This window comes from Pontibacter pudoricolor, from assembly GCF_010092985.1.
GTDB lineage: Bacteria > Bacteroidota > Bacteroidia > Cytophagales > Hymenobacteraceae > Pontibacter > Pontibacter pudoricolor.
Map to the genome: position 1 here is coordinate 3,675,942 of NZ_CP048106.1, position 25,381 is coordinate 3,701,322.

Below are 25,381 nucleotides of genomic sequence, written 5' to 3' on the forward strand. Positions count from 1 at the left end.
CAAAGACTGTGATCTTTCGATAGCTATAGTTGCTATAGTATGAAAGACTGTTGTTGCATCGCTTTATCGTGGTTGTAATTCCGCAGGGACAGGTAAACCAGTCCGCTCGACAGGCTGTACTATAAGACTATAAAACTATAGCTAAGCTTTAACAATAGCCGCAATTCCCCTCTTGGGAGGGGCAGGGGTGGGTTAAAACGCCAACTATAAAATGATAGCTTCAACTAAAGCAGTAGCCTAATCCTGAAAATCCATTAAATCTCACTTAATCCCGGTTCAGACAATACCTGTCCCTGCCGGCCAGTAGAGTCAGGAGACTCCACACCATTCCAAGTCACGAGCGAGGACGCTCGCGCCAGCAATACGAACTATAGAACTATAACTTTTACAAAACTCCCTCTCCTGTTTTGGGGCTAGGGCCCTCTCCAAAAGGAGAGGGCTTAGATGAGGTGATTTCCGGGAGGGCAGGTAATACCCTAACTATAAAACCACACCCTCAACTATAGCAAAACACAAATCCTGAAATCAATCTAACCCCTGTTCATCTATGGTTCAGACATAAAACAAAAAGAGCCACCGTTTAGGCAGCTCCCTTTAATGTTTCTTTAAAAAGTATTCTTACACATTATTCGGGTAGCGTTCATAATGTATTTCTGCAACACGGCGGTGCAGTTCATCACGAAGGCCTTCGATGTTAATCTTGTTGGTAGCTGAAATGAAAAGTGCCGGTGCATGAATTTTAGCCATATAGGTCGCTTTCAGGTCTTCGATGGAAGGAAGGGTTTCGTGGCCTTCTTCCTGCATTTCCTGCTCGCGCTTCTGTAAGTAAAGATCCACTTTGTTGAATACCAGCAGTACCGGTTTTTCGGCGGCATTAATATCCTTCAGGGTATCGTTTACTACTGCAATATGCTCTTCAAACGACGGATGCGAAACATCTACTACGTGTACCAGTAAGTCTGCTTCCCTGATCTCATCCAGGGTAGATTTAAACGACTCGATAAGTTTGGTAGGCAGCTTACGGATGAACCCAACCGTGTCAGAAAGCAGGAACGGAATGTTTTCGAAAACGACTTTACGCACCGTAGCATCAACGGTAGCAAACAACTTGTTCTCTGCAAACACTTCTGATTTGGAGAGCAGGTTCATGATGGTGGATTTACCAACGTTAGTATACCCTACCAGTGCCACTCTAACCATAGCAGCACGCGATTTACGTTGCTCAAAGTTCTGCTTCTCAAACTTTTTAAGACGCTCTTTCAGCAAGGTTATTTTTTCGCGGACTATACGGCGGTCAGTTTCAATTTCCGTTTCACCGGGACCTTTCATACCGATACCACCTTTTTGTTTGGATAAGTGAGTCCAGAGGTTGGTAAGGCGTGGCAGCAGGTACTGGTACTGGGCCATTTCTACCTGGGCGTGAGCCTGGGCAGTTTTGGCTCGCAGCGCAAAAATATCAAGTATCAGTAAGCTGCGGTCTACAATTTTTATCTGTAGTTCGCGCTCAATGTTACGCACCTGCGACGGGCTAAGGTCATCGTCAAAGATCACCATATCCACGTTGTGCTCCTGTACAAAGGCTTTTATCTCGTCCAGTTTACCACTGCCCACAAAGGTGGCACGGTCTGGTTTTTCGAGCTTCTGTATAAAGCGTTTTATAGTTTGTGCGCCGGCAGTCTCCGTTAAAAAAGCTAACTCATCGAGGTATTCGTTGGTCTGCTCATCTGTCTGGCGGTAGGCTGGTACGGCTACCAGCACGGCAGTTTCCCGGGGCTTGGCGGTTTCGTAAAATTTCTGTTTGGCCATTAATTATTTTTTAAACGTCATGGTATAGGCCGCTACTTCTTCAAGCTCCTGTTCGCTCAGTTGCTCTCCGAAAGCTGGCATTAAGCCACGGCCTTCTGCAATTACCTGCTTCCGGCCGGTAAGGTTAAGCTGGCTTTGTGTAAGGTTGGCAGCTCCGCTTAATCCTTTCGTTCCGTCTTCGCCGTGGCATGTGGCGCACTGTTGTACGAAAATTGTCTGCGCATTGGTTAACGCCGTCTGGTTAAGGGAGGCAACTATATCTGCCGGGGCAGTTTCTGAAGTATTGGGTGTTGTATCTGTTGTGTCGGCAACATGTGTTTCTGGCGTAGGAGCAACCGTGGTATTTTCAGGCGCTTCTTTCTGCATGGCCAGGCTGTCGGTTTCGGCAACGCCATATACATACAAGAATATCAGCAGTGCTAAAACAGCCAGTACTTTATTCTCGCGCTTTAAGCCAACTATACCCATCGGAATAGCGATCAGTACCAACACAACTTTTGTGATCAGCCAGCCCGGTATACCGCTATAGTTAAACAACATCCAGCCGCCGGTTACCAAAATAAGTGTACCCAGAATCATCTCGGCGACTTTAGTCTTATTGCGCAGCCTGGCTAAAGCATCACGTTTGTTTAGCAGTAACAGCCCTGTTTTTATAGTAAACAGCAGTAGAAACAAGATCACTACCAGAACATGGGTGTGTAAGAAGGCGGTGACCGGCATAGTTGGTTTTATTTTAAAGGCAAAAGTTTGAGAAGAGAAGGTGCAATTTAGGGTATTTTTTTCAGATGATAGGCTTAATTTAGGTAACTTGGCGCGTTAAAAGAGTACAAAAGCGGCAACCAAATCAACCTCCTGCTCCTGTAAAGCATTTATGCGCATAGCTATCGTTATCAACACTTCCTGGAACATCTTCAACTTCCGGCTAAGCCTGATAAAGGCATTGCTGGCAGAAGGCCATGAGGTGATAGCTATTGCCCCCCGCGACAACTACTCGCAGCGACTGATAGATGCCGGTTGCAGATTTGTGCCGGTAACCATGGAGAAAGGCACTAATCCTTTTAAAGATATCTGGCTGACCTGGCGCCTGTACCGGGCCTACTCCCGCGTAAAGCCCGACGTGGTGCTGCACTATACTATAAAACCTAATATTTACGGAGCCATAGCGGCGCACTTTGCTCACCTTCCGGCAATTAACAATGTGTCGGGGTTGGGCACGGTGTTTATCAAGAAAGACTACATCTCCAGTATCGCGCTCAAACTATACAAACAGGCATTTCAGTACCCGGCTAAAGTATTTTTTCAGAACCAGGACGACCGCAGGCTTTTCCTGAAGCATAATTTGGTAAGAGCGGGCATAACGGAAGTGTTGCCAGGTTCAGGGATAGATCTGCAGGCGTTTACACCGGTTCTAAAGCCTGACCCTAATGCTCCGTTCACTTTCCTGATGATAGCGCGGGTATTGTATGAAAAAGGGGTAGCCGAGTACATGGAAGCCTGCAGGTTACTGAAAGTAAAGTACCCAACTATAAAATGCCAGTTGCTGGGCCAGGTAGATGAACTCAGCCGGTTCGGGGTAAAGCAAACTGTGCTGGATGCATGGCTGGCTGAAGGTGCAGTAGAATATTTAGGCACAACCGATGATGTGGCAACTATAATTGCGCAGGCCGATTGCGTCGTGCTGCCATCGTACCGCGAAGGCACGCCCCGCACCTTGCTGGAGGCTGCTGCCATGGCAAAACCGTTGATCGCGACCAATGTGCCCGGCTGCCGCGAAGTGGTGCAGCAAAATATAAACGGCTTGTTGTGCCGCATACGTAATGCCCCCGATCTGGCCGAAAAAATGGAGCAGATGCTGCAGATGCCGCCGGAGCAGCTACAGAAAATGGGAGAAGCCAGCCGCCATATTGCCGAAACAAAATTTGATGTGAACTTTGTGATACAACGCTACCTGCACGCTATTGCCGAGGTGGCCAACTCTAAGAAAGTATAAACTATAGTTACTTAAGGTATAGATGGATTTTAAGACGTTTGAGATTGAAGGGTTAGTAGAGTTTCAGCCACGGGTTTTCCGCGACGACCGTGGTTATTTTTTAGAGACGTTCAGTATGAAGTGGTTTGAGCCATTGGGCATACAACCAAACTTTGTACAGGATAACCAGTCGGTATCTAAGAAAGGTGTGCTGCGCGGCTTACATTTCCAGAAGCCACCTTACGCGCAGGGCAAACTGGTTCGTGTTTCCTCAGGTCGTGCGCTGGATGTAGCTGTAGATCTGCGTAAAGATTCGCTTACCTATGGTAAATACATTGCCTGCGTTTTAGATGCCGAAATGCAGAATGTATTTTATATCCCCGAAGGTTTTGCCCACGGCTTTGTAGCGCTGGAGGATAATACTACTTTCCTGTACAAGTGCACCGATTACTACCAGCCATCAGCAGAAGGCGGCTTGCTTTGGAACGACCCGGAACTAGGCATAGACTGGGGAATTGAAAACCCGCTTGTATCGCCGAAGGATGAAGTGCTGCCGTTGTTAAAAAACTTTGAGTCGCCGTTTTAGGACCAGTGATTAAAATGATTTTCCTGATTTAGCAGGATTTTGTCTGAACCGGGGTTAATGGCGATTTATTAGATTGGTATGGCTATGTATTACAGTCTCTGCCGTAAGTTCAGTATTAGCGTAACTTGTTGCTTTGAAAAAGCAAAACTAATGATGGCAGAAACTATAGAACTATAGCCGTTAACTATAGATTATTGGTTTTCAAGAGCTATTTCTGCTAATAACTTAAGCTCTTGCTGTGTGTTTTTACCAACAAGCACAGTCAGCCAACTAGTGGATTGTTGGTGAAAACACTAACAATGGCTCGGTTTGTAAAGATGCAATATTTTGCGTCTTTGCTATGCAACTACAGGTTTAAACTTGACTTTAATCCCGCTATGCAACTATAGCCCGGCGAGTCTGGAGACTCGCACCCACAAAACGTCACCAGTCAGATACCGGCGCCAGATTTTTCGAACGAAACTATAGCTTTTGCTCGCGCAGAAAACCAGTTACAAACTGGCACCAATTTACCCCAGTTACGCTGGCGCTAAACCTGCGGCATAAATCCTGTTAATCCATTAATCCTGAAAATCCTGATTCAGACAAAAAAGAGACGCAACGTATTGCGTCTCTACAAGCTTAATCCTGCAAAATCAGGTTAATCCCCTTAATCACTGGTCTACAACAACTCCACCAACGTCTCCAGTCCCATGCCGCGAGAGCCTTTTATCAAAATATAGCTGTCGGTAACCGGGTTTTGCTGCAGCCATTTCTGTAGTTCCTGCTTGGTCTCGAAATGCTTGAAGTTACTATCTGCTTCGGCAGCAAACTTCATATCTTTTCCGCAAAGCAGAACGGTATCTAAGGGTTGTTCGGCGGCTATAGTTCCCAAGGCGGTGTGCTCGGCTTTACTTTCATTTCCCATCTCAAACATATCCCCAAGTATAACCACTTTGCGAGGGGCGTTCATGCTGCCAAAGTTACGGATAGCAGCTGCCATAGAGGTTGGGTTAGCATTATAGGCATCGAGAATAATGGTGTTGCTTCCTTTTATGATAACCTGCGAGCGGTTATTTACCGGGCTATAGTTGGCAATGGCTTCGTTGGCTTTGGTTAGCGATACGCCGAAGTATTTGCCAATACACGCAGCTGCGGCCATGTTCTCGTAATTGTAAGCGCCTACCAGTTGGGTATGTACTACACTGCCTTCTTCGTCTTTATACACCACGTACGGCGAAACTTCCAGCAGTTCGCTGTGGTAAAAGTCGCCGGTGGCAGGGTAGGTTACTTTACTAGCAATGCGGCGACTCATGCGCATCAGGTGCTCGTTACCGGTGTTCACAAATACGGTGCCTGCGGTATTATCCAGGTGCACGTATAGTTCGCTTTTGCCGCGTGCCACGCCCTCTAAACTTCCAAACCCTTCCAGGTGCGCTTTGCCAATGTTCGTGATCATGCCGTGCGTTGGCAGGGCAATCGTACAAAGCAGTTCTATTTCGCCAATGTGGTTTGCACCCATCTCGATAATAGCCATTTCATGCTCCGGTTTTATGCGCAGCAAGGTTAGCGGCACGCCAATGTGGTTGTTCAGGTTGCCCTGCGTGTACAGCGTATTAAATTTCTGGCTCACTACCGTATAGATCAGCTCTTTGGTAGTGGTTTTGCCATTACTGCCGGTTATGCCAATTACCGGTATGCTCAGTTGCTTGCGATGGTGGCGGGCCATGTCCTGCAATGCCTGCAACGTGTCTTCCACTACAAAAACATTATCCGAGGCCATAGTCGGGTCATCAACTACAGCATATTTCGCACCTTTCTCCAGGGCCATAGTTGCAAACCCGGCACCTTTAAAATTAGGGCCATTCAGGGCAAAGAACAGGCTTTGGTTCTGGTCGGCGCGCGAGTCGGTGCTTACGTGGATGCACTTCAGGTATTTTTGATATAGAAATTCGATGCTGGTCTGCATGAAATGGTTAATTTTAAAGTATAAATGCTGTAGCGGCCACGTACGTAAACTATAGCTGCCATACAGGGTGCAATATACATCCAAAACAGCAACGACGCCACAGCACATCACTGCTCCTTACATCTCTATGAAAAGGTTATTGACCCTGTTTTTACTCTTTGCCTCAGTTACAACGATGGCCCAGCAGCCATTGCAGTTTGTGCTGCGCCATGATGTGCCTGTAACTATAGCACAGGGTAAATTGCCACAGCCCTGGAGCGGCGGACTAAGCGCACCCCAATTCTCAACTATAGATCTGAATTTTGATAACCAGCCTGACCTGTTTGCTTACGACCGCATGCAGCATAAAGTATTTACGTGGCTGGCCGTGCAGCAAAATGGCACCTGGAACTACAACTATAGCCCCGAATACGAAGCGCTGTTCCCGGATGACCTGACTGCCTGGGTGTTGCTGCGCGACTATAACTGCGATGGCCTGAAAGATATTTTTACAAGCACACCACTTGGCATTAAAGTGTACCGGCAGGAGAAAGGTGCTAACCAACTACCCCGATTCGTGCTAGCAGAGGAAGCCATACTGTACAACCAGGGCGTAAACCTGCAACTGCAAAGCGCTGATATCCCGGCCATAGAAGACATGGATGGCGATGGCGACCTGGATGTGTTGGTGTCTGAATTTTCGCATGGGCAGCAACTGGAATATTACCAGAACATGCGCGAAGAGAATAAGCTGAATTGCAATAGCCTTAGTTTTGTGCGTAACTCCAACTGGTGGGGAGGTATTACCGAGTGCGATGGCTGTAACAACTATGTTTTCGGGGCCGCGTGTCGTGTGGCAGCGCCCTTGCATACAGGCCACACAGGCAGCTCGTTGCTGTTGCTGGATATGGATGGAGATGGTGACAAAGAATTACTGACCGGAGCCGTGCAGTGCGATGACCTGGTACTGATGGAAAACACAGGCACCGCGCAGCAAGCCCTGATGGATGAGATCTCGGTGAATTTCCCGGCAAATACACGCCGCGCCAGTTTCAGTAAATTTCCGGCTGCCTACTACGAAGACGTAACCTTTGATGGCATACCCGACCTGCTCGTAGCGCCAAACTTAGCCAACACCAACGAAGCAAAGCCTGAACTACAGCGCTCTGTGTGGCTCTACAAAAACAACGGAACTATAAACAAGCCGGATTTTGAGTTTGTGCAGGATGATTTTCTGCAGGAGCAGATGCTGGATGTTGGGGAAGGCGCTTACCCGGCCTTCGCGGACCTGGATAACGATGGCGACCTGGATATGCTGGTGGGTAATAATGGCGCTTACAGAAACGGAAAATATGTGGCCACGCTCAGTTATTTCCAGAATATCGGAACAGCTACAACCCCTGCTTTCACGCTTGTAACAGACAACTACCTGAACCTGGAGAATCAGCAGCTGCTCAACATAAAGCCAACTTTTGCCGACATAACCGGAGATGGTAAACCGGACCTAGTGCTTACATATAAGGCTATCCAGACCAATGCTACAACTATAGTTTACCTGCCCAATACCGGCCAAACTATACCTTATAACTGGACGGATAAAACGCAACTCCACGCAGCTATAGACGGCGACGCGCCTGCCTTTTTTGATGCCGATAAAGATGGCGACCTGGACATGGTTTTGGGAAAAGCCTCCGGCGAACTGCAATTATACACCTACGCAGGTACAAACTATAGTTTAACCAAAGCCAACCTGGGCGGCATCAGTTTCAGTTTTGATAAGCGGCACCTGTACCCCGCAACTGTTGATATTGACGGCGACGGAACTATAGACTTGCTTACCACCGACGACAGCGGAACTGTAAAAGTATACCGTAACCTGGCAGCTATACTGGATCAAACCTTCACACCCGAAACAGAGTTGCTGGAAAACCAATTTGCTGATAATCTGCTTCCAACCAAACTAGGAAAAGGCACAAGTATAACTGCAGCAGCCCTTGGCGGAGCAGGCAAACTATACCTGGTTGCAGGCACGCAGGGCGGTGGCTTATACCTGTTGCAGCAAACTTCCGGCTACCAACATAACCCTGACTCACCAGCCGAAGAATTTATAGTTGAAGTTTACCCCAGCCTGGCTGAAAGAAACGGAACTATAGTTCGGGTACAGGCCACGGAGCCGGTAAACTTTGTGGTGTATGATGCCATTGGCAGGAAAGTTTACAAAAGCGGAAGCAACTATAAGCAATATAACAGCCTGCCGGTACATAACCTGAAAGCAGGCATGTATTTCGTAAGGGCAGTAAACAGGCAAGGCAGCTATAAAACCGCAAAATTTGTAGTAAAATAATGAAAGCCCTGCTGTATATCCGCCTGTTAATTGATGGCCAGACTATAGTTTACGGCAACCCTGTATTGGAGCAGGTAAAAAACCAGTTTCCGGATGTGGCTGTGCTGGATATAGATTCTCAATCAGGAGAGTTGGTGTTGCATTTTGCAAAACAATTGCTTCAAAGTGCGGGGCAGGTTATAGTTTGTGTTGATAGTGCTGGTGCAGATGCCGGTTTTGGAAGTGTATTTCCGTTAGTTGAGTTGGTATTGGAAGGACAGAAAGATCAGCTTATAGTTTTCAGGAATGGCCACAATAGGTTACAGCGCATGGTGCAGGCCCGCCCGGAGCTGAAGATGCGGGTAGCACAGAGTGATGCTGAGTTGATACAGGTAGTGCAGGAGTTTTATACTTGAATGATTTAGAAGGCTTAAAGCTGTTTCGGACTTCCTTGCCCGAAATAAAAGCTGCTGCGGACGTCCACATCCGCGTTTATAGTATAACGGGGACATGGAAGTCCCCGGCAGATGGCTTTCGGACTGGGGAGTCCGAAAGAGCAAAATAACTTAGTGAGCTTATTATAAAGTTCTATGGCGCGGGCGCCTTCGCTCGTGTCGAACTATAGTTGTGCCTCTGGCCCAGCGAGTCTGGAGACTCTATCACACCCTGCGTCACGAGTCTGAGACTCGCGCCAGAAATAGGATTCACTACAACAAATTAAAAATTAACCCTTCAACTCAAACGCATCCGCATCTAAATGCGCCGGGAAAGCTTCTCTGAAATCCAGTAACTCCTGTTTGCTTAATAAGATCGTATGGATGCCTTCCTGTTCGGTGGTTTCTAAAAGTTTATGGCCTTTTGGGTGGATAATGGCTGAATCGCCGGAATAGAGATGGTTGTTGCCATCAGTGCCAATGCGGTTAACACCAACAGTATAAGTAATATTTTCGATGGCGCGGGCTTGTAATAACGTGCGCCAGGCAAGGCTGCGTACTTTTGGCCAGTTGGCTACATAAAGCAAAAGATCGTAGCGGTCGCCGGTATTGCGGCTCCAGACCGGGAAGCGCAGATCATAGCATACCAACGGGCAAACCTTCCAGCCTTTCAATTCTATAGTTGGCCGCTCGCTTCCGGGTGTATAAGTATGGTGCTCTTTTGCCATCCGGAACAGGTGCTTTTTGTTATAATGCTCGTAGCTGCCATCCGGTCTTACCCAAAACAGCCGGTTATAGTATTGTTCGTTTTCTTTCACAATAATACTTCCGGTAATAACAGCCTTATAGTTTGCCGCCTGCTCTTTCATCCACTGCAACGTTTCACCTTCCGGCTCCTCTGCCAGCATAGCAGCATCCATGCTAAAACCGGTCGTAAACATTTCGGGCAGCACGATCAGGTCTGTCAGCGGGTTGGCAGCAGCCAACTTTTCAGCAAACATCTTCCTGTTCGCTTCCGCATCCTGCCAGTGCAGTTCTGTCTGTACTATAGTTACCCGCAAGTCCATTTTAGAATGAATAATTAGTAATGATGAATGAGTAAGAAAATATCTTTAATTTAAGCTATTGATATGGTTAAGTTTAGTTTTAAATCCTGCTCATCTTAAAATCCTGAAAATCCTAATTCAGACAACAATTAGCAGATCTACAATTCAACAATTCAACAATTCAACCATTCAGCTATTCAACCGTCAACAATCCAAAACTATAGTTTAACCAGCTTCTCGGCGGCGGCGCAAAGGGTTTCGTCGCTTTTGGCGAAGCAGAAACGCAGGTAGTGGTGGTCGGTTTTGTTGTGGTAGAATGCAGAAACCGGCACGGCAGCTACCCCGACTTCCTGCACCAGGCGTCTGGCAAAATCCTGGTCATGCTCACCTGAAATAGCATCGTATTTCAGCAACTGGAAATACGTGCCCGCCGACGGCAGAAACTCGAACCTGGATGGTGCCAGGTATTCACAAAAGGCATCACGCTTCTCCTGGTAAAAGTCCGGAAGGTTCAGGTAATGTGCTTCGTTATCCATAAAATCAGCAATAGCAAGCTGCAGAGGCGTAACCGTACAGAATGTAATGAACTGGTGCATTTTGCGAAGCTCAGCTGTTAAAGCAGGTGGCGCTACAGCATAGCCAATTTTCCAGCCGGTAGTATGGTAGGTTTTTCCGAACGACGAAATCACAAAACTGCGCTCACGCAGGATCGCATTTTCTAACGCACTGTGGTGTTTAAAGCCGTCGAAAACCATGTGCTCATACACTTCATCACTGATCACCAGAATATCGCTTCCGTCCACAATGTGCGCCAGCTCGTCCATGTCGGCTTTGGTCATGACGGCACCGGTCGGGTTATGCGGCGTGTTTATAATGATCAGGCGCGTTTTAGAAGAAATATTACGTTTCACTAAATCCCAATCCACACTAAAACCAGGCAATGCCAGTGGCACATACACCGGAATACCGCCGTTTAACCGGATAGCAGGCGCATAACAATCATAACAAGGCTCCAGCACCACCACTTCATCGCCGGGTTTTACTACAGCCGTAATAGCAGCATACAAGGCCTCCGTAGCGCCTGATGTAACTGTTATTTCCGTGTCCGGGTTAGGACGGTAGCCATATAACTTTTCAGTTTTCACGCTGATCTTTTCACGCAGCGATACGACACCAGGCATGGGCGCGTACTGGTTAAAACCGGCATGCATGTATTTTGTAACCAGTTCTATCAACTCTTCGGGGCAGTTAAAGTCCGGGAAGCCCTGCGACAGGTTTATGGCCTTGTGCTCGTTGGCCAGGGCCGACATTACCGAGAAAATACTGGTGCCTACATCTGGTAGTTTACTGGTTGGGTAATTTGCCATAGTTCTGGTGTTTATATCAGTGGGAGTTTCTTGCAACGAATATACTATAGTTAGGGTTAGGAGAGCAACTGTTTTACCTGCTGCTGCAAATACGGCACGGCATCCAACTCAAACCACGGGTTATGTTTTACCCAGAACTGGTTGCGTGGCGATGGGTGGGGCATGGGCATAAAAGCAGGTAAATACTCGTGCCAGTTTGTTACTGTCTGCGTCAGGGTTGCTTTTGCTTTATCACCTAAAAAGTAGTCCTGCGCATACTTGCCAACCAACAAGGTTAGCTCAATGTTTGGCAGCAACGCTAACAACTGCTGATGCCAGTGCCGGGCACATTCGGGGCGCGGTGGCAGGTCGCCGCTCTTGCCTTTGCCCGGGTAGCAAAAGCCCATCGGAACTATAGCTACCTTGCTTTCATCATAAAAAACTTCGGGCTCCAGCCCAAGCCACAGGCGCAAACGTTTTCCGCTCTGGTCGTCCCAGGGTTTGCCGCTGGCGTGTACTTTGGTGCCGGGCGCCTGGCCAACTATAAGCAGCTTTGCCGTTGTGCTGGCCCGCAACACCGGCCGCGGCCCAAGCGCCAGATGCTCTTCGCAAATGCGGCAGGCACGTATCTGTTGCAGTAAGTCTTCGAGTTGGTTCATAACTATGCTGCAAAGGTACTAAGTTGTTAATTGTTGATTACTAATTGTTGATTGGTGAAAGCTTTATTTTAAAACTATAGTTTGTGATGAACTATAGTTTGTGCGTGCCGGCATGGCCGTCGGGCTCTCGCGGCTCGCTCTATAGTTTGTGCCCAACTATAGGAGCTCAAACAACCGCTCCATCCCTCACGCTTTTCTGCCTGGGTGCCGGTAAACCATTTTATCGCTTAAGTTTCGTATAGCAAAACGGATGTGTCGTTTTATGCTCATAGTGCTCCTGGCTATAGTTGCTGGTCCGTGCCTGGCGCAGGATGCAGCCTGTAAAAATGCATTTACGGTAAAGCTTTTTGGTGTATCAGTGCACCTGAAAGAAAGCCCGCATCCCGAAATTTTCCCGAACCGGCTCGATGACAAAGGCTACATTACTTTTAACTATGGCGCTATAGTTGGCTACGACAGGTTTATAGTTGGCAACAAACATGCTGTCAGGGTAGAGCAGGGGCTGTATGCAGATTGCGCCGCATCCCTGGCAGGCTTTACACACATTGGCTTGCGCACGCTTATCCTTCAGAAAGACAGGCACTCGCTGAACGGTGGCATTGGCCCAACGCTGGTATACCGCAAAGACTGGAACCGTATAGTTGGCTACAAAGACGACGGCTATTTTAACAGGCGCGGCGAGTGGCAGTATAAGTTTTACTGGTATGCCGGTGAGCTCGAGTACAACTATAGCTTATCCGGACGAACAGATTTTTCGGTGAACATGGTGCCCGGCCTGCCCGAACTGATCTCTTTTGGAGTAGGCGTAAGGCAGCGGTTTTAAACTATAAGCCCTCAGCAGTATAATTGCCAAGGGCTTATAGTTCTACCAGTTTATTCTGCGTTGCTCCCTGTAAAATCTCTCGGATGCGTGGCGTGGATGGTGGTGTTGCTGATTTGAAAATTGCTCGTTCTGCGACCACCGGTCGTTGGCTTGTTGGTTCTGATTTCTGTATTGCTCATCGCTGTCCCAATGCGGGCGCTCATTTCTATAGTTGCCATAGCTGCGGTCTTCGTTCTGGAAGTGGCGGTTTTCGCGCTGCTCAAAAGGTTTCCAGTCGTTCCGGTATTGGTTTTCCTGCCTGTAGCGATCCTCGTTGTGCATGTGCCAGTCTTCTTCATGCGGACCCATGCGCGGATCAGGTTCTCCCCATCGGTTGGCCGTATTCTGCTGGTCCCGTGGGTAGCGGCGGTTTCTGTCGTGGCTATAGTTTTCGCGGTTCCGGTAATCTCTATCGTTATAATCCTGTTCGTGTCTCATAGCTTGTGTAGTTTAGTGCACTCTTGGGTTTACGATACCAGAAACAGGATGTTCGAGGCCGGTCCTATAGTTTAGTGAGCGCATAAAAAAAAGCGAAGCGGGTGGTGCCTGCTTCGCTTTTTTACTAACTAAAACTAATCTATAACCAATCTATCTAACCTGCTCCCTATACGTTAGTGTCTTCTAAAACGTTGGGTTCTGTCTGCATCATCATAAAAATTGTCTTTTCCGGAGTCTGTTTCGTCGGCCCAGCGCGGCCCGCCTTCGTAGCCACGTGCAAACTGCTGCCTGTTGTAAAGGTCGTTGCCGTAGCGTTTTCGTTCGTTTCTGCGGTCTTCGTCGGTCGGGTAGCCATGGCTCGGGCTGTAATCCGGATCATCAGAATGCATAATATCGTTCCAGGTATCTTTTATGCGGCCAAAAAAGCTCCTGTTATCGCGTTGCGGCTCCGGGGTGCTATCCGGGGTGAAGCGGCCTTCCCGGTACCAGTTATGTGTGCCACTGCCATACCTGAAATCAGATTCTTTATAACGGCTTCTGTCACCGGACAAATCGTTGTACTGTTCGTTACGGCTGGTTGGCGATACGTTATAGTTGCCTGGGTGCGAGCCGCCTGTAGTTTGCTGCTGGTTGTAGTGCGATGACCCGAAAGAGTCGCCGTGGTCCAGGTAAGAGCGTTCGTTGCGGTATGCACTGTTAGGGCGGCTGCCGTAGTGGTCGTTCAGGTGTGCGTTCTGATCTTTATTAAAGGAGTGATGCTGTGAAGGTCCTGAAGTTCTCTCCCGCTTGCCGCGGTCCTGGGCGCCGCTGCGGCTTGGCCCAGTATGAAAGTAATTGCCTTCATCCCATTTCTGATCTTTCGGGGTTCTGTAACCGTAGCGATGCTGGGGCAGATTCTGCTCCATACCACTGCGGTGCTGTTCCCGGTTTACGCGTTTGTTTTCGTCTTCTTCATTATAGTTTGCCATTGTCTTTCAGTCTTTTAGTCGTCAAATGCTACCATATGGCAGGTACTTAACAATACGAGGCTGGCAAGGCTATAGTTAATGCGGAGGGTATAAAAAGCAACAGGATGCCCCTTGTAAAAAAGGCATCCCGCTCTAGTTGTGCTGTAACTAAGCTTTTAAAAATGTTCTTCTATAATCTCTCTCACATCGGCTTCGGCCAACGGCTTGGAGTAATGTTTCAGTACTTCCGGGAATTGCTTTAGTTTTTCGAGATCATAAAAACTGGCCGAAGATGTCAGCATCATCATAATGGTCTGGTTCTTATCTGTCTCGTTAAACTTCTGATACTCTTCCAGAAACTCAAATCCATCCATTACCGACATTTTGATATCTACAAAAATCAAGTCGGGGCGGGGATAACTTTCTACACCTGCAAAGGCTTTCTCTAGGTAATCTAACGCCTCTTCTCCATTTGTAACTACCCGTATCTCTTCTGCGGTGTTCATACGCGAAAGCAGTCGGTGGTTCAGGTAGTTGGTTGTCTCGTCGTCGTCGATAAGGAGGATTGTTTTTAATTGCCTCATGTTGCTGATTATTTTTCAGATTAGCTTACGCGTTCCTTTGTTTAAAGTAAAGAAAAAACGTAGTTCCTTCGTTTATAGTACTCTCGATTGTAATGTAACCGCCGCTATTGGTTAGCAGCCTGTTTACTATGTATAAGCCCAGGCCCGAACCGCTTACGTGGTTATGGAAGCGCTTAAACATTTGAAACAGTTTATTCTGGTGTTTGTTCATATCAATGCCTACTCCGTTGTCCTGCACTTTCAGTTCTACATAGTCGCCTTTACGGGTGGTAGTTAAAATAATTTCTGGTTTCTGGTCTGGCTTGCGGTACTTAATGGCATTGCTGAGCAGGTTGTAAACTATACTTTTAAGGTTAGCCTTTGAGAAGGCAAGTGCAGGCACATCCGAAAAATCAGTTGTGATGCTGGCCCCTGTGTTGGTCAGCACATCCTGTATGCTTAGTTTCACATCTGCTGTCAGTTCTTCAAGGTCAACTAACTCATTATCCCTGGTCTTCCGTTTCTGCATCCGTACCACATCCGACAGGTCGATGATCGTATTATGTATCTGATCTAATGACTTGTTGAACATGCCTATCAGCTTCGGAGCATCCGGCTCTGTGAATACGGCATTTTGTGTAAGCTCATTAAATATACCGGCCATGTTAACTATAGGCAGCTTCAGGTCATGAGAGGCAGCGTACACAAAACTATCGAGGTCCTGGTTTATGCGTTCCAGTTCCAGGTTCTTGTCTACAAGCTCTTCTTCTGCTTTTTTATGATCTTCGATGTCGGTGCAGGTGCCAAACCAGCGCATTATGTTACCCTCTGCATCGCGCATTGGTATGCCCTGGCCCAGGAACCAGCGGTAATGCCCGTCCTGGCCATTCCGGATGCGGTACTCGAGTTCATAATATTCGCCGGTGCGTACGGAGTGCTGCCAGCGCTCAAAGGCCATTTTATGATCATCGGGATGTAATGCCAGCAGCCAGGCTTCAGGGCCTATGCTTTCTTCAAACGACAGCCCGGTATAGTTTATCCAGCGTTTATTAAAATAATCGGTACTTCCGTCTGGTGTTGCCGTCCAGACCATTTGCGGTATAGACTCTGAGAGGAAGCGGAATTGCTGCTCGGACTCCTGCAACTGCTCCTGCAGTACTTTCAGCTCGTTTATGTTAAGGCCGACACCATACCACTTTATGATTTCCTCTTTTTCGTTGCGCAATGGCTGTGCTTTTATCAGGAACCACTGGTATACATTGGTCTTTACATTGCATACCCGCACTTCTACATAAAACAGGTTTCCGGTAGTAATAGCGTCTGACCATAGTTCCATCAGCACTGGCAGGTCGTCGGGGTGAATGGCAGGCGCCCAGCCGTATCCCAGCGACTCTTCGATGGTCATTTGGGTATAGTCCAGCCACTGTTTGCTGGTATAGTCTATGTTGCCATCCGGGTTGGCGCTCCAGACAATTTGCGGGCTCGACTCGGTCAGGAACCTGAATTTATTGGTGCTTTCTTCTAGCGCCAGCATGGCCTGTTTCTGGTCTTCAATTTCGGTATGTGAGCCTACCCACATCGTTATTACGCCTTCGGAGTTGCGGATCGGAACCGCGCGCGCCAAAAACCAGCGATACATGCCATCAGCGGCAGATCGCCACCTGTTTTCGGTCTCAAATGGTTTTCCGGTACTTATTGCCTCTGCCCATAGTTGGGTAGTGCGCTCCCTATCATCCGGGTGAATGATGTCTGCCCAGCTTGTAAGTTCCGCATAGGTGCTGTCAGTATAGTCGTACCACCGCTGGTTATAATAATTTACGTTGCCTTCCGGCGTGGCGGTCCAGGTCATCAGGGGCAACGATTCCAGTATTTCGTGGGTACGGGCATTGCTTTCCTGTAGTTGCTGTTCAATTTTACGCTTTTCAGTCACATCGAGCATAGAACCAAACATCCTGATTCCTTTGCCTTCGGTATTGCGCAGCACATGGCCTTTATCATGTATCAGCTTAAAAGAGCCGTCGGCACATTTAAAGAGGTATTCATCTTCCCAGGTATTTTTATCCGATCCGATAACACTATGGATAGATGCTTTAATTCTGGCAAGGTCGTCTGGATGGATGTTCGTTGTCCAGGAATCGATCTGCAGATCGTGTGTGGTAACCTGGTATCCGAAAAGCGTCGTATACCCTTCGTTCCACCAGATGGTGTCGTCCTCCAGGTTCCAGTCCCAAAGCACATCGTTGGTGGCCATGGCAATGCGCTTAAAACGTTCGCTGTTGTATTGCAGCGCCAGTTCCTGCTTCTTCTGCCGGGTAATATCTACCAGCGAACCCAGCATGTGCTCTGGTTTGCCTTTGCTGTTGTAAACTATATAGCCATGGTCCAGCACAGAAGTATAGCTGCCATCCGCTTTCCTGTACCGGTACTCGCCCGTCCATGTTCGCTGGCCTTTTGCTATAGTTGCGTTTATGCTTTCCCGTATGGTTTTGTAATCGTCGGGGTGTATATTTTTGTCCCAGGTGCTGGAATTGGTTTCCAGGTCGCTGTCAGAGTAGCCAAACAGCTCTTTGTAAGACTCGCTCCACGCTATCGTTTTACGGGCTATGTCGCACTCCCAGGTAACACAACCTGTAGCTTTGGAAAGTAGCCGCATGCTGTGCTCATTATAGACCACGCGCTGTTTGGTCTTTACCAGTTCGGTTACATCTACTGCAGAAACAAGTATGCCTTCTACGCGGTCTTCCCTGATAATGGGTCTGTATTCCAGGTTAAGGTATATTTCCGAAATCTGCCCGTTGCGCAAGCGGTCTGTTAGTAGTTTATATTCCTGGGTCTTTATTTTGCTGCCGGTTCTGTAAACCTCATCCAGAATACTGAAAAACTCGGTATGTTTTAGTTCAGGCCATATTTCGCACACAGTTTTGTTCAGGTACTGGCGGTTTCCGAAAAACATGCTTATCCCCGGAGTAATGTAGGTACAAACATGCTCCGGACCTTGTAACTGGCAGAAATGTACCGGTGAGTGGTTCAGTATGTTCTCGAGCTGGAGGTCTTTTTCGCGGATGCGCTCCATTACCTGCTTCTGATCATCAATATCGGAGAGCGTACCGATCCAGAACTGCACATTCCCATCGGAACCGTGCATGGGTACGCCGCGCTCCAGAAACCAACGGTAGCTTTTGTCGTGGTAGTTAAGCAAACGGTACTCTATTTCGTAAGGCGTGCCTGCTGCCAGGGTGTTATGCCATTCCATTAAAACGATGGCCGTATCTTCGGGGTGAATCACACTTGTCCACCCTTCAGTCTGGTTAGTTGCCATGCCGGTATAACTATACCAGTTTTTATTGAAGTAGATTACCTTGCCATTCGCATCTGCCATCCAGGCCATATGTGGCAGCACTTCCAGCAGGTGCCGGAAGCGGGCATCGCTTTCCTTTAGTTCTGGCTGCGTTTTTTTATGCCCTGACAAATCTATAATAGAGCCAAGCGTACGGAGAGGCCTGCCATCGGAATGGTAAATAATATAGCCCTGGTCCAGTACCGGTATGTAAGTCCCGTCAGCTTTTCTAAAGCGGTACTCGCCGGTCCATATTTTGCTGCCTGCAGCGTTTGCTTTTTCAATGCTGGCCTGCACTGCCTCAAAGTCGTCGGGGTGCACACGTTCGTCCCATGATTCGCCTCCGGGGCCCATTTCTTCCGGCGTATAACCAAGTATTTGTTTTAGTCCCGGCCCCCATTCCATCTTGTTCTGAATCGGGTCGTACTCCCACGATACTGCATCCATGGTATTTCCAACCAGTGGTATATGCTCGCCAACCTGTGCGGGACTGTTTTCTCCTGATAATTCGCTGGCCTCGTGCAGAATATACAGCAGGTTACCCTGGTCATCGAGCACAGGCGTATTGGTTGCACTCCAGTAGCACTCTTTATAGTTGCCCCCCATTGCCTCCGGCAGTTTTAAACTATAGCAAAAAGAAGGGATATGATGTGGGTGTTTAGAGAATAGTACCTGCTGCAGCGACTGTTCCAGTGCCTGGGTAGGTGGGGTGTTAAGCAAAATGTTGCTACCCTCAAAGGTTTCGACTAAAGACCTGCCCTGTAGTGCGTTTCGCGAGGTATGGCGGGCCCGCACGTAAGCATCTGTCACCTCAATGATGGTGAGCTCCGGTGAAAGAGCAACATATAAGCCGGGTAACAAACGAAAAACAGGGCCAAGGTCGGGTATTGCAGTTATTTGCTGAGCTAACATGGGAAAAAATAAGGTTCCTCCCTCCAGTAAAAGGGCTGGTGAGTAAATTTAATTAAAGAAATCTCCTATTCAAATCTTTATTTAAGAGGGCTCTGAAATTAAATTATTGTGGGCTCAACTACTACGCTAATAGTATAGTTTATGCATGCCTGGTAACTATAGGGGCTCCTGGTCCTGCTTCTCATCATTTATATCAGTATAAGTACCAAACCAGATAAGTGTTTTTCCGTCTTCATCCCGGATAGGCATGCCCTGCTCCAGAAACCACCTGTACGATCCGTCAGTCCCATTCCGGATACGGCACTCTATATGGTAATCTCCTTTCTGCAGCGCATTTCTCCAGGCTTCAATAACCTGACTCGAGTCTTCCGGGTGTATCGTAATAATCCAGCCCTCTGTGGTACCGGAGGTTATGCCGGTATACACATGCCAGGCTTTGTTAAAGTATATGACCTTGCCGTTGGGTTGTGCTGCCCACGCCATTTGCGGTAATGCATCCATAAAATCAAGCAGGTTTTCGTTACTTGTATTCAGCGCATTTTTAGCCTGCTTATAAATCGATTCATTTATCATCGCAACATGGTTTAGGTCAGGTGTTTACGCACATAAGTCAAGCAGGGTTGATTTCCCTTATTCCTAAATTTTCAAATACTTCCCGGGCATCTGCTATAGTCCGGATATCCTCTACTATAACTATAAGTTTGTTCTTGGCTTCCTTTAAACGTGAGCGGCGCGAATGCTGCTGTACATACTTGAGTATGTTACCAAAAGTATCAGACTGGAAGTACTTATCGTTGTTTTCGCTGGGCAGGTAACCTTTCATCACTTCTTTTTTGATTGTCAGTTTCTCGAAGCCAAGCTGCTGTGCCTGCCAGCGTAGTTTTACGATCTCGATCAGCTTCTGTACTTCTTCCGGCAGCGGCCCGAATCTATCCACTATGCTTGCACGCAATTTTTCCAGCTCGTCCAGGTCTTTGGTGCTGTCGAGTTTGCTGTAGAGGCTCAGGCGTTCCGAAATGTTGCTTACATACCAATCCGGAATCAGCACTTCCATATCCGTTTCGATGTTGCAGTCGCGCACCGGCTCTATAAACTGCTCCAGGTTATCCCCCAGAAACAGCTCTCTGAATTCAGTTTCCTTCAGTTCTTTCACGGCATCATCCAGTATCTGGTGGTACATCTCAAAGCCGAGGTCTGTAATAAAGCCGCTCTGCTCGCCACCCAGTAAGTTACCGGCCCCACGAATGTCCAGGTCGCGCATCGCAATTTTAAAGCCTTCGCCCAGGTCTGAGAACTCTTCCAGGGTGCTCAGGCGTTTGCGGGCATCGGATGGTAAACCAGCCACCGGTGGCGTAAGCAAATAGCAGTACGCCTTTTTGTTGGACCTGCCTACGCGGCCCCGCATCTGGTGCAGATCGGACAAACCAAACATGTGCGCCCGGTTGATGATGATGGTGTTGGCATTCGGGATATCCAGGCCAGACTCAATGATGTTTGTTGAGACCAGTACATCGTACTCGCCTTCCACAAATTTCATCATGCGTTTTTCCAGCAGCTCGCCATCCATCTGCCCGTGGGCAAACGTAATGCGTGCATCCGGCACCAGTTTCAGGATCATGTTAGCGATCTCGTCGATGTCCTTTACACGGTTGTGCACAAAAAATACCTGTCCGCCACGCTTCAGCTCAGCCGAAATTCCATCGCGGATCAGAATCTCATCAAATACATGCAGCTCTGTCTGTACTGGCTGGCGGTTTGGTGGTGGCGTGGCTATTACCGAAAGGTCACGGGCACCCATCAGGGAGAAGTGCAGCGTACGCGGAATAGGTGTGGCCGTAAGCGTAAGTGTATCCACGTTAATGCGCATTTCCTTAAGCTTGTCCTTGGTTTTTACACCAAACTTCTGCTCTTCATCTATTACCAGCAGGCCCAGGTCTTTAAATTTGATGTCCTTACTGACGATTCGGTGCGTACCGATCAGAATATCCACTTTGCCTTCGGCTACACGCTTCAGGGTTTCTTTGGTATCCTTGGCAGTTTTAAAGCGGTTTATATAATCCACAGTAACCGGAAACTGCGCCAGGCGGTCCCGGAACGTTTTGAAATGCTGCATGGCCAATACCGTAGTTGGTACCAGCACGGCTACCTGTTTGCCATCGCAGGCCGCTTTAAAAGCAGCGCGAATGGCCACTTCGGTTTTGCCAAAGCCCACGTCGCCACACACCAGGCGGTCCATGGGGTGCGGTTGCTCCATGTCGGCCTTAACATCTTCGGTAGCTTTGCCCTGGTCGGGGGTGTCTTCGTAAATAAACGACGACTCCAGCTCGGCCTGCAGGAAACCATCTTTAGAGAAAGCGTAACCGGGCGCAGCTTTGCGTTTGGCGTATAGTTTAATGAGCTCGGCGGCAATATCCTTAACCTTGCTCTTAACTTTCTTTTTCTTGTTCTCCCACTCCGGCGAGCCCAGTTTGCTCATGCTTGGCGGGCCGCCTTCTTTTCCGCTGTACTTGCTTATTTTGTGCAACGAGTGGATACTGGTATACAGCAGATCGTCGTCGCGGTAAACCAAGCGAATGGCTTCCTGCAAACGGCCGCCCACTTCTACTTTCTCCAGGCCTGCAAAACGGCCGATGCCATAGTCTACGTGTGTGATGTAGTCGCCGGGCTGCAGCGAACGCAGCTCTTTCAGTGTCATGGCCTTGTTCTTGGAGTGTCCTTCCTTGGCCTTGTGCTGATAAAACCTGTCGAACAGCTGATGGTCGGTGTAGCAGGTTACTTTTAGTAGCTGATCTATAAAGCCTTCGCGCAACGAAATGGCCAGGTGCTGGAAACGCACGTCGTGGTCCAGTTCATCAAAGATCATGGTCAGGCGGTTGATCTGGCGCGGGGAGTCCGTAGCAATAATGTTCACGAAACCAGCGCCCTGATGCTCGTGCAGGTCTTTTACCAGTCTCGTAAAATCTTTGTTAAAGGATGGCTGTGGCTTGGCCTGTAGTTGTATTACTTCAGCCGACTTAAAATGAAATCGTTTTCCGATCTCGATGATGTTAAAATTATCAAGCAGCTTCTTAAACTGCTTCTGCGTCTGGAAAAGTTGCTCCGGGTCCGATACGATCTGCATGCCGCCACTACCGGCCATCAGCTTCTCAAACGCCTGTGAAGCCTTATCGAAATACTCATCGATCACATCCAGCGTCTGGCGCACATCTTTAAACCAGATGTTGGTATCAACCGGCAAAAAATCCAGGAAGGCTTCCCGGGTTTCCTGCAGCAGTTTGGTTTGTACGTTCGGGATGATCGAGATCGCTTTCTTGGTTTCAACAGATAGCTGTGTATCCGGGTCAAAGGTTCGTATACTTTCGATCTCATCACCGAAAAGCTCGATGCGGTACGGCAAATCGTTGGCATAAGAGAACACATCCACAATGCCACCGCGCACAGCATATTGGCCAGCCTCGTATACAAACTCGGTACGCTCAAAACCATACTCAGCCAGCATCTCACTCAGAAAACTTACATCCAGCTTTTCGCCCACTTTAGCGCCCAGCGTGTTCTCGACCAGCGATTTTTTATTGATAACTTTTTCGGTCAGCGCCTCGGGGTAAGTAACTATAAGTTCGCCTTTCCCGGTTTTCTGGTTAACGCGGTTAAGTACCTCGGCCCGCATCAGTATATTGGCGTTCTCGGTGTCATCGAAACTATAAGGCCGCTTATACGATGTCGGGAAAAGCAGGACTTCCTTTACATCGCCGAGCAGGTTCTTCAGGTCAGTATAGAAATAGGCAGCTTCTTCTTTGTCGTGGAGGACGAAGAGTTGGTGCTGGTAATTTATAGTATATACCGCCGAAGCCAGCACAGCGTCTAAACTGCCAGTTATGCCTTTCAGTTGCAGGCGGTACGTGTTGTTCGTTTTCAGACGCTCGGCTATAGTTTGCACCATGCCATCGAGACGATACAGTTCTAAAAAGTCAGATACTTTCATTCAGCTCTATTACAAAACAAGAAAGGCAGAACACAGGGCTTATAGTTTAGCCGTGTTCTGCTGGTAGGTCTTTTACAAAGATACGGAAGTTAATGTTTTGTTGGGAGGGGGGAGGTAGAAGGTTGTGTGAGGGAAATGAAATTTTGTTTATGTATTTATGAAACGTTATATTTGATTTATAATATATAACGTATGAGAATCTGTCTAATAGTTACTTTCTGTTCGCTATTTTTTGCATTTAATGCTAATAGCCAATCACTATCATATAAAAGTAAGGTGCATAAAATTTACTCATTAATTATAACCGAAGAAGCTAGACAAGTAATGATTGACAAAGCAATTGATAATTACTCTTGGGTCAAAAACAAAGAGTCGTATGCATTCTGGAATGAGTTTACTTATGAAATGAGGAAAATAGATGTAAGTGATTTTGCAGAAATTATTATACCTGTTTATTACAAGTATCTGTCAGAAGAAGATTTAGAAACATTTATTGAAAGTTTAACATTACCACAAAATAGGCTGGGTATCAAACATCAAATGTTGTTACAGAAAATGTCTGCAAATGCCTCAACTTTAAACGAAGAAGCATATAATGCAGGGAGTATTTGGGGTCAACAAAAAGCAGATGGAATAATTAGAAAATTAAGGAGTAAAGGTATCTAATTTGCAGCGGGTGTAATTTTATTATTGGTGCAGTTATTTAAGATATCTTAAAATGATAAAGCTGTTTAAAGAAATAAATCTTGGAGTTAAAAGATTGTTAGTTTCATTTAATATATTCATAACTATATTCGTTTTTTACAATATGATAGATAGTTATTATGAATGGAAGCAAGAGGAGCAACAAACAATTGAATATCTAAAACAGCTAGACAAAGAAGGGCAACTGTCCTTTTTGCCTGATGGATATGATTGGAAAGAAAAATTAAACGGTCATGTTGAAGTACTATTGATTGCTGAAAAAGAAGGTTATTTGGGTTATACACCTTCAAATTTCGAACATTTTAAAAATGAATATATAGGAGCAATCAAATCGGGAATCAAGTTCCTTGGAATTTTTCAGACTGTTTATTGGGGTATAATATTTTTTGTCCTTTGGGTACGAGAAGGGTGGTTAACTAAGAAAGAAGCAGTATAAATACCCAGTTCCCAGCTCTTTCGGATTTGCAATCCGAAAATATTTACTGCGAGGATTTTTAAGCCGACACCTACAGCGGGGTTATCGTTGGCGTAACCTGTGGTTATACTTTGAAATAACCGTAAATCACCCGCAATCCCCTGTAGGGACAGGTCGCGACCTGTCCGAATCGTGCACCGGCAATCATCCCCGAAAATAATTTGTCTGAATCTTTAAATTGGGGCTCTTCCCCAAGGATTTACAGGATTAAAGGATCAACAGGATCGGGTATATAGCATTAACCGTTATTGTTTCATCTTTCAGCCTATCGCGCGGACAGGTCGCGACCTGTCCCTACAGGGGATCGTGCATCCAATGCATTTTGCATTTGATACCAATCTGTTCTGGTGCCGTATACTTCATCTATGAAATGGCCGGATCGGAAACTGAACAGGTTAAATGGGTTTGACTATAGCCGGGATGCGTTATACTTTGTGACATCCTGTGTGCTGGATAAGGCCTGTGTTTTTGGTGAAGTTGTGAACGAAGCAATGCAGCTGAATAAATTTGGCTGTATTGCAGAACAGCAATGGCACAGGCTGGCAGAACTATATCCGTATGTAGTGTTGCACGCTTTTGTGGTAATGCCAAACCACGTGCACGGCATCATCGAAATCGACCGCGAACTTGTAGGGACAGGTCGCGACCTGTCCGCGCGACGGCTGAACGACGGAGCAGGAACTGTAAATACTGTAATAGCCGGCTCTCTTCCAGCACAAAAAATCAAATCCCTGTCACAGTTGGTTGGCGCTTATAAAACCACCACATCCAAATTAGTTCGATCAGCAGGATTAGCAGAGTTTGCCTGGCAGCGTTCCTTCCACGACCATATCATCCGAAGCGAGAAGGCTTACAATCAAATCAGAGACTACATTCTGAGCAATCCGGAGAAGTGGCCGGACGATGTGTTTTACCAACAAGTATAAATCTCCTACTTAAAAATACTTCCATATTGCAAGTTTAGCGTCAGCACAGCTTGTGGCTATACTTACGGTCATTTTGTAACTGGTAAATAATCCCAATCTATACTTTCGATGGTTACAAACTAGCCGCCATACTCAACC

20 protein-coding genes are annotated in these 25,381 nt (G+C 47.3%); 8 read left to right on the forward strand and 12 right to left on the reverse strand.

Annotated elements, in window-relative coordinates:
• Positions 1-618 precede the first annotated feature (618 nt).
• Both hflX and GSQ66_RS15935 read right to left on the reverse strand, forming a co-directional pair.
• Complete coding sequence (hflX, locus tag GSQ66_RS15930; protein WP_162428367.1) at positions 619-1,806, reverse strand: GTPase HflX; 1,188 nt, start codon at positions 1,804-1,806, stop codon at positions 619-621.
• Between the two features lie 3 nt (positions 1,807-1,809).
• Positions 1,810-2,526 carry a SirB2 family protein gene (locus tag GSQ66_RS15935; RefSeq protein ID WP_162428368.1) on the reverse strand — a complete coding sequence of 239 codons (717 nt, stop codon included), beginning with the start codon at positions 2,524-2,526 and terminating at the stop codon, positions 1,810-1,812.
• Positions 2,527-2,677: 151 nt separating this feature from the next.
• Here GSQ66_RS15935 and GSQ66_RS15940 point away from each other — a divergent pair, with 151 nt between their 5' ends.
• Both GSQ66_RS15940 and rfbC read left to right on the forward strand, forming a co-directional pair.
• On the forward strand, positions 2,678-3,796 hold the full coding sequence (locus GSQ66_RS15940; RefSeq protein WP_162428369.1) for a glycosyltransferase family 4 protein: 1,119 nt from the start codon (positions 2,678-2,680) through the stop codon (positions 3,794-3,796).
• A 22-nt stretch (positions 3,797-3,818) separates the two neighbouring features.
• Positions 3,819-4,361, forward strand: a complete 543-nt coding sequence (gene rfbC / locus GSQ66_RS15945; protein WP_162428370.1) for a dTDP-4-dehydrorhamnose 3,5-epimerase — start codon at positions 3,819-3,821, stop codon at positions 4,359-4,361.
• Positions 4,362-5,022: 661 nt separating this feature from the next.
• On the opposite strand, the gene GSQ66_RS15950 is transcribed toward rfbC, so the two are convergent.
• The gene (locus tag GSQ66_RS15950; protein ID WP_162428371.1) at positions 5,023-6,309 is read right to left on the reverse strand and encodes a UDP-N-acetylmuramoyl-tripeptide--D-alanyl-D-alanine ligase; all 1,287 of its coding nucleotides are present in this window, start codon (positions 6,307-6,309) and stop codon (positions 5,023-5,025) included.
• 127 nt (positions 6,310-6,436) lie between these two features.
• On the opposite strand from GSQ66_RS15950, the gene GSQ66_RS15955 reads away from it, so the two are divergent.
• On the forward strand, positions 6,437-8,632 hold the full coding sequence (locus tag GSQ66_RS15955) for a T9SS type A sorting domain-containing protein (protein ID WP_162428372.1): 2,196 nt from the start codon (positions 6,437-6,439) through the stop codon (positions 8,630-8,632).
• Entirely contained in the window at positions 8,632-9,027 is a 396-nt protein-coding gene (locus tag GSQ66_RS15960) for a hypothetical protein (protein ID WP_162428373.1), read from the forward strand. The genes GSQ66_RS15955 and GSQ66_RS15960 overlap by 1 nt, the downstream gene beginning before the upstream one ends.
• Before the next feature lie 308 nt (positions 9,028-9,335).
• On the opposite strand, the gene GSQ66_RS15965 is transcribed toward GSQ66_RS15960, so the two are convergent.
• The 3 genes from GSQ66_RS15965 to GSQ66_RS15975 all read right to left on the reverse strand — a co-directional run bounded on the left by GSQ66_RS15965 (position 9,336) and on the right by GSQ66_RS15975 (position 12,096).
• The gene (locus tag GSQ66_RS15965; RefSeq protein WP_162428374.1) at positions 9,336-10,112 is read right to left on the reverse strand and encodes an amidohydrolase; all 777 of its coding nucleotides are present in this window, start codon (positions 10,110-10,112) and stop codon (positions 9,336-9,338) included.
• Between the two features lie 197 nt (positions 10,113-10,309).
• Positions 10,310-11,458 carry a methionine aminotransferase gene (locus tag GSQ66_RS15970; protein ID WP_162428375.1) on the reverse strand — a complete coding sequence of 383 codons (1,149 nt, stop codon included), beginning with the start codon at positions 11,456-11,458 and terminating at the stop codon, positions 10,310-10,312.
• Between the two features lie 56 nt (positions 11,459-11,514).
• Positions 11,515-12,096, reverse strand: a complete 582-nt coding sequence (locus GSQ66_RS15975) for a uracil-DNA glycosylase family protein (RefSeq protein WP_162428376.1) — start codon at positions 12,094-12,096, stop codon at positions 11,515-11,517.
• A gap of 262 nt (positions 12,097-12,358) precedes the next feature.
• Here GSQ66_RS15975 and GSQ66_RS15980 point away from each other — a divergent pair, with 262 nt between their 5' ends.
• Positions 12,359-12,919: a hypothetical protein gene (locus GSQ66_RS15980; RefSeq protein ID WP_238395724.1), complete on the forward strand. Its 561-nt coding sequence runs from the start codon at positions 12,359-12,361 to the stop codon at positions 12,917-12,919.
• 42 nt (positions 12,920-12,961) lie between these two features.
• On the opposite strand, the gene GSQ66_RS15985 is transcribed toward GSQ66_RS15980, so the two are convergent.
• The 6 genes from GSQ66_RS15985 to mfd all read right to left on the reverse strand — a co-directional run bounded on the left by GSQ66_RS15985 (position 12,962) and on the right by mfd (position 23,137).
• The gene (locus GSQ66_RS15985) at positions 12,962-13,396 is read right to left on the reverse strand and encodes a hypothetical protein (RefSeq protein ID WP_162428378.1); all 435 of its coding nucleotides are present in this window, start codon (positions 13,394-13,396) and stop codon (positions 12,962-12,964) included.
• A 173-nt stretch (positions 13,397-13,569) separates the two neighbouring features.
• Positions 13,570-14,364, reverse strand: a complete 795-nt coding sequence (locus GSQ66_RS15990; RefSeq protein ID WP_162428379.1) for a hypothetical protein — start codon at positions 14,362-14,364, stop codon at positions 13,570-13,572.
• Positions 14,365-14,519: 155 nt separating this feature from the next.
• Positions 14,520-14,927, reverse strand: a complete 408-nt coding sequence (locus GSQ66_RS15995; protein WP_162428380.1) for a response regulator — start codon at positions 14,925-14,927, stop codon at positions 14,520-14,522.
• A gap of 25 nt (positions 14,928-14,952) precedes the next feature.
• Complete coding sequence (locus GSQ66_RS16000) at positions 14,953-19,155, reverse strand: PAS domain-containing protein (protein WP_162428381.1); 4,203 nt, start codon at positions 19,153-19,155, stop codon at positions 14,953-14,955.
• 156 nt (positions 19,156-19,311) lie between these two features.
• Positions 19,312-19,728, reverse strand: coding sequence for a PAS domain-containing protein (locus tag GSQ66_RS16005; RefSeq protein WP_162428382.1), 417 nt, complete (start codon positions 19,726-19,728; stop codon positions 19,312-19,314).
• 37 nt (positions 19,729-19,765) lie between these two features.
• On the reverse strand, positions 19,766-23,137 hold the full coding sequence (gene mfd / locus GSQ66_RS16010) for a transcription-repair coupling factor (RefSeq protein WP_162428383.1): 3,372 nt from the start codon (positions 23,135-23,137) through the stop codon (positions 19,766-19,768).
• A 192-nt stretch (positions 23,138-23,329) separates the two neighbouring features.
• On the opposite strand from mfd, the gene GSQ66_RS16015 reads away from it, so the two are divergent.
• The 3 genes from GSQ66_RS16015 (at position 23,330) to GSQ66_RS16025 (ending at position 25,243) form a co-directional block, all read left to right on the forward strand.
• Positions 23,330-23,803, forward strand: a complete 474-nt coding sequence (locus GSQ66_RS16015) for a DUF2059 domain-containing protein (RefSeq protein WP_162428384.1) — start codon at positions 23,330-23,332, stop codon at positions 23,801-23,803.
• A gap of 52 nt (positions 23,804-23,855) precedes the next feature.
• Positions 23,856-24,278 (forward strand): hypothetical protein, encoded by a 423-nt coding sequence (locus GSQ66_RS16020; RefSeq protein WP_162428385.1) that lies wholly within the window; start codon positions 23,856-23,858, stop codon positions 24,276-24,278.
• Between the two features lie 404 nt (positions 24,279-24,682).
• Positions 24,683-25,243, forward strand: coding sequence for a transposase (locus tag GSQ66_RS16025; protein WP_162428386.1), 561 nt, complete (start codon positions 24,683-24,685; stop codon positions 25,241-25,243).
• Positions 25,244-25,381: the final 138 nt, after the last annotated feature.

Excerpts from the sequence above, each read along its gene's own strand:
- GSQ66_RS15970 (WP_162428375.1), bottom strand. The coding sequence starts at position 11,458 with ATGGCAAATTACCCAACCAGTAAACTACCAGATGTAGGCACCAGTATT.
- GSQ66_RS15990 (WP_162428379.1), bottom strand. The coding sequence starts at position 14,364 with ATGGCAAACTATAATGAAGAAGACGAAAACAAACGCGTAAACCGGGAA.
- GSQ66_RS16020 (WP_162428385.1), top strand. The coding sequence starts at position 23,856 with ATGATAAAGCTGTTTAAAGAAATAAATCTTGGAGTTAAAAGATTGTTA.
- mfd (WP_162428383.1), bottom strand. The coding sequence starts at position 23,137 with ATGAAAGTATCTGACTTTTTAGAACTGTATCGTCTCGATGGCATGGTG.
- GSQ66_RS15995 (WP_162428380.1), bottom strand. The coding sequence starts at position 14,927 with ATGAGGCAATTAAAAACAATCCTCCTTATCGACGACGACGAGACAACC.
- GSQ66_RS16025 (WP_162428386.1), top strand. The coding sequence starts at position 24,683 with ATGAAATGGCCGGATCGGAAACTGAACAGGTTAAATGGGTTTGACTAT.
- GSQ66_RS16000 (WP_162428381.1), bottom strand. The coding sequence starts at position 19,155 with ATGTTAGCTCAGCAAATAACTGCAATACCCGACCTTGGCCCTGTTTTT.
- GSQ66_RS16015 (WP_162428384.1), top strand. The coding sequence starts at position 23,330 with ATGAGAATCTGTCTAATAGTTACTTTCTGTTCGCTATTTTTTGCATTT.
- GSQ66_RS15975 (WP_162428376.1), bottom strand. The coding sequence starts at position 12,096 with ATGAACCAACTCGAAGACTTACTGCAACAGATACGTGCCTGCCGCATT.
- GSQ66_RS15950 (WP_162428371.1), bottom strand. The coding sequence starts at position 6,309 with ATGCAGACCAGCATCGAATTTCTATATCAAAAATACCTGAAGTGCATC.
- GSQ66_RS15940 (WP_162428369.1), top strand. The coding sequence starts at position 2,678 with ATGCGCATAGCTATCGTTATCAACACTTCCTGGAACATCTTCAACTTC.
- hflX (WP_162428367.1), bottom strand. The coding sequence starts at position 1,806 with ATGGCCAAACAGAAATTTTACGAAACCGCCAAGCCCCGGGAAACTGCC.
- GSQ66_RS15935 (WP_162428368.1), bottom strand. The coding sequence starts at position 2,526 with ATGCCGGTCACCGCCTTCTTACACACCCATGTTCTGGTAGTGATCTTG.
- GSQ66_RS16005 (WP_162428382.1), bottom strand. The coding sequence starts at position 19,728 with ATGATAAATGAATCGATTTATAAGCAGGCTAAAAATGCGCTGAATACA.
- GSQ66_RS15960 (WP_162428373.1), top strand. The coding sequence starts at position 8,632 with ATGAAAGCCCTGCTGTATATCCGCCTGTTAATTGATGGCCAGACTATA.
- GSQ66_RS15980 (WP_238395724.1), top strand. The coding sequence starts at position 12,359 with ATGCTCATAGTGCTCCTGGCTATAGTTGCTGGTCCGTGCCTGGCGCAG.
- GSQ66_RS15955 (WP_162428372.1), top strand. The coding sequence starts at position 6,437 with ATGAAAAGGTTATTGACCCTGTTTTTACTCTTTGCCTCAGTTACAACG.
- rfbC (WP_162428370.1), top strand. The coding sequence starts at position 3,819 with ATGGATTTTAAGACGTTTGAGATTGAAGGGTTAGTAGAGTTTCAGCCA.
- GSQ66_RS15965 (WP_162428374.1), bottom strand. The coding sequence starts at position 10,112 with ATGGACTTGCGGGTAACTATAGTACAGACAGAACTGCACTGGCAGGAT.
- GSQ66_RS15985 (WP_162428378.1), bottom strand. The coding sequence starts at position 13,396 with ATGAGACACGAACAGGATTATAACGATAGAGATTACCGGAACCGCGAA.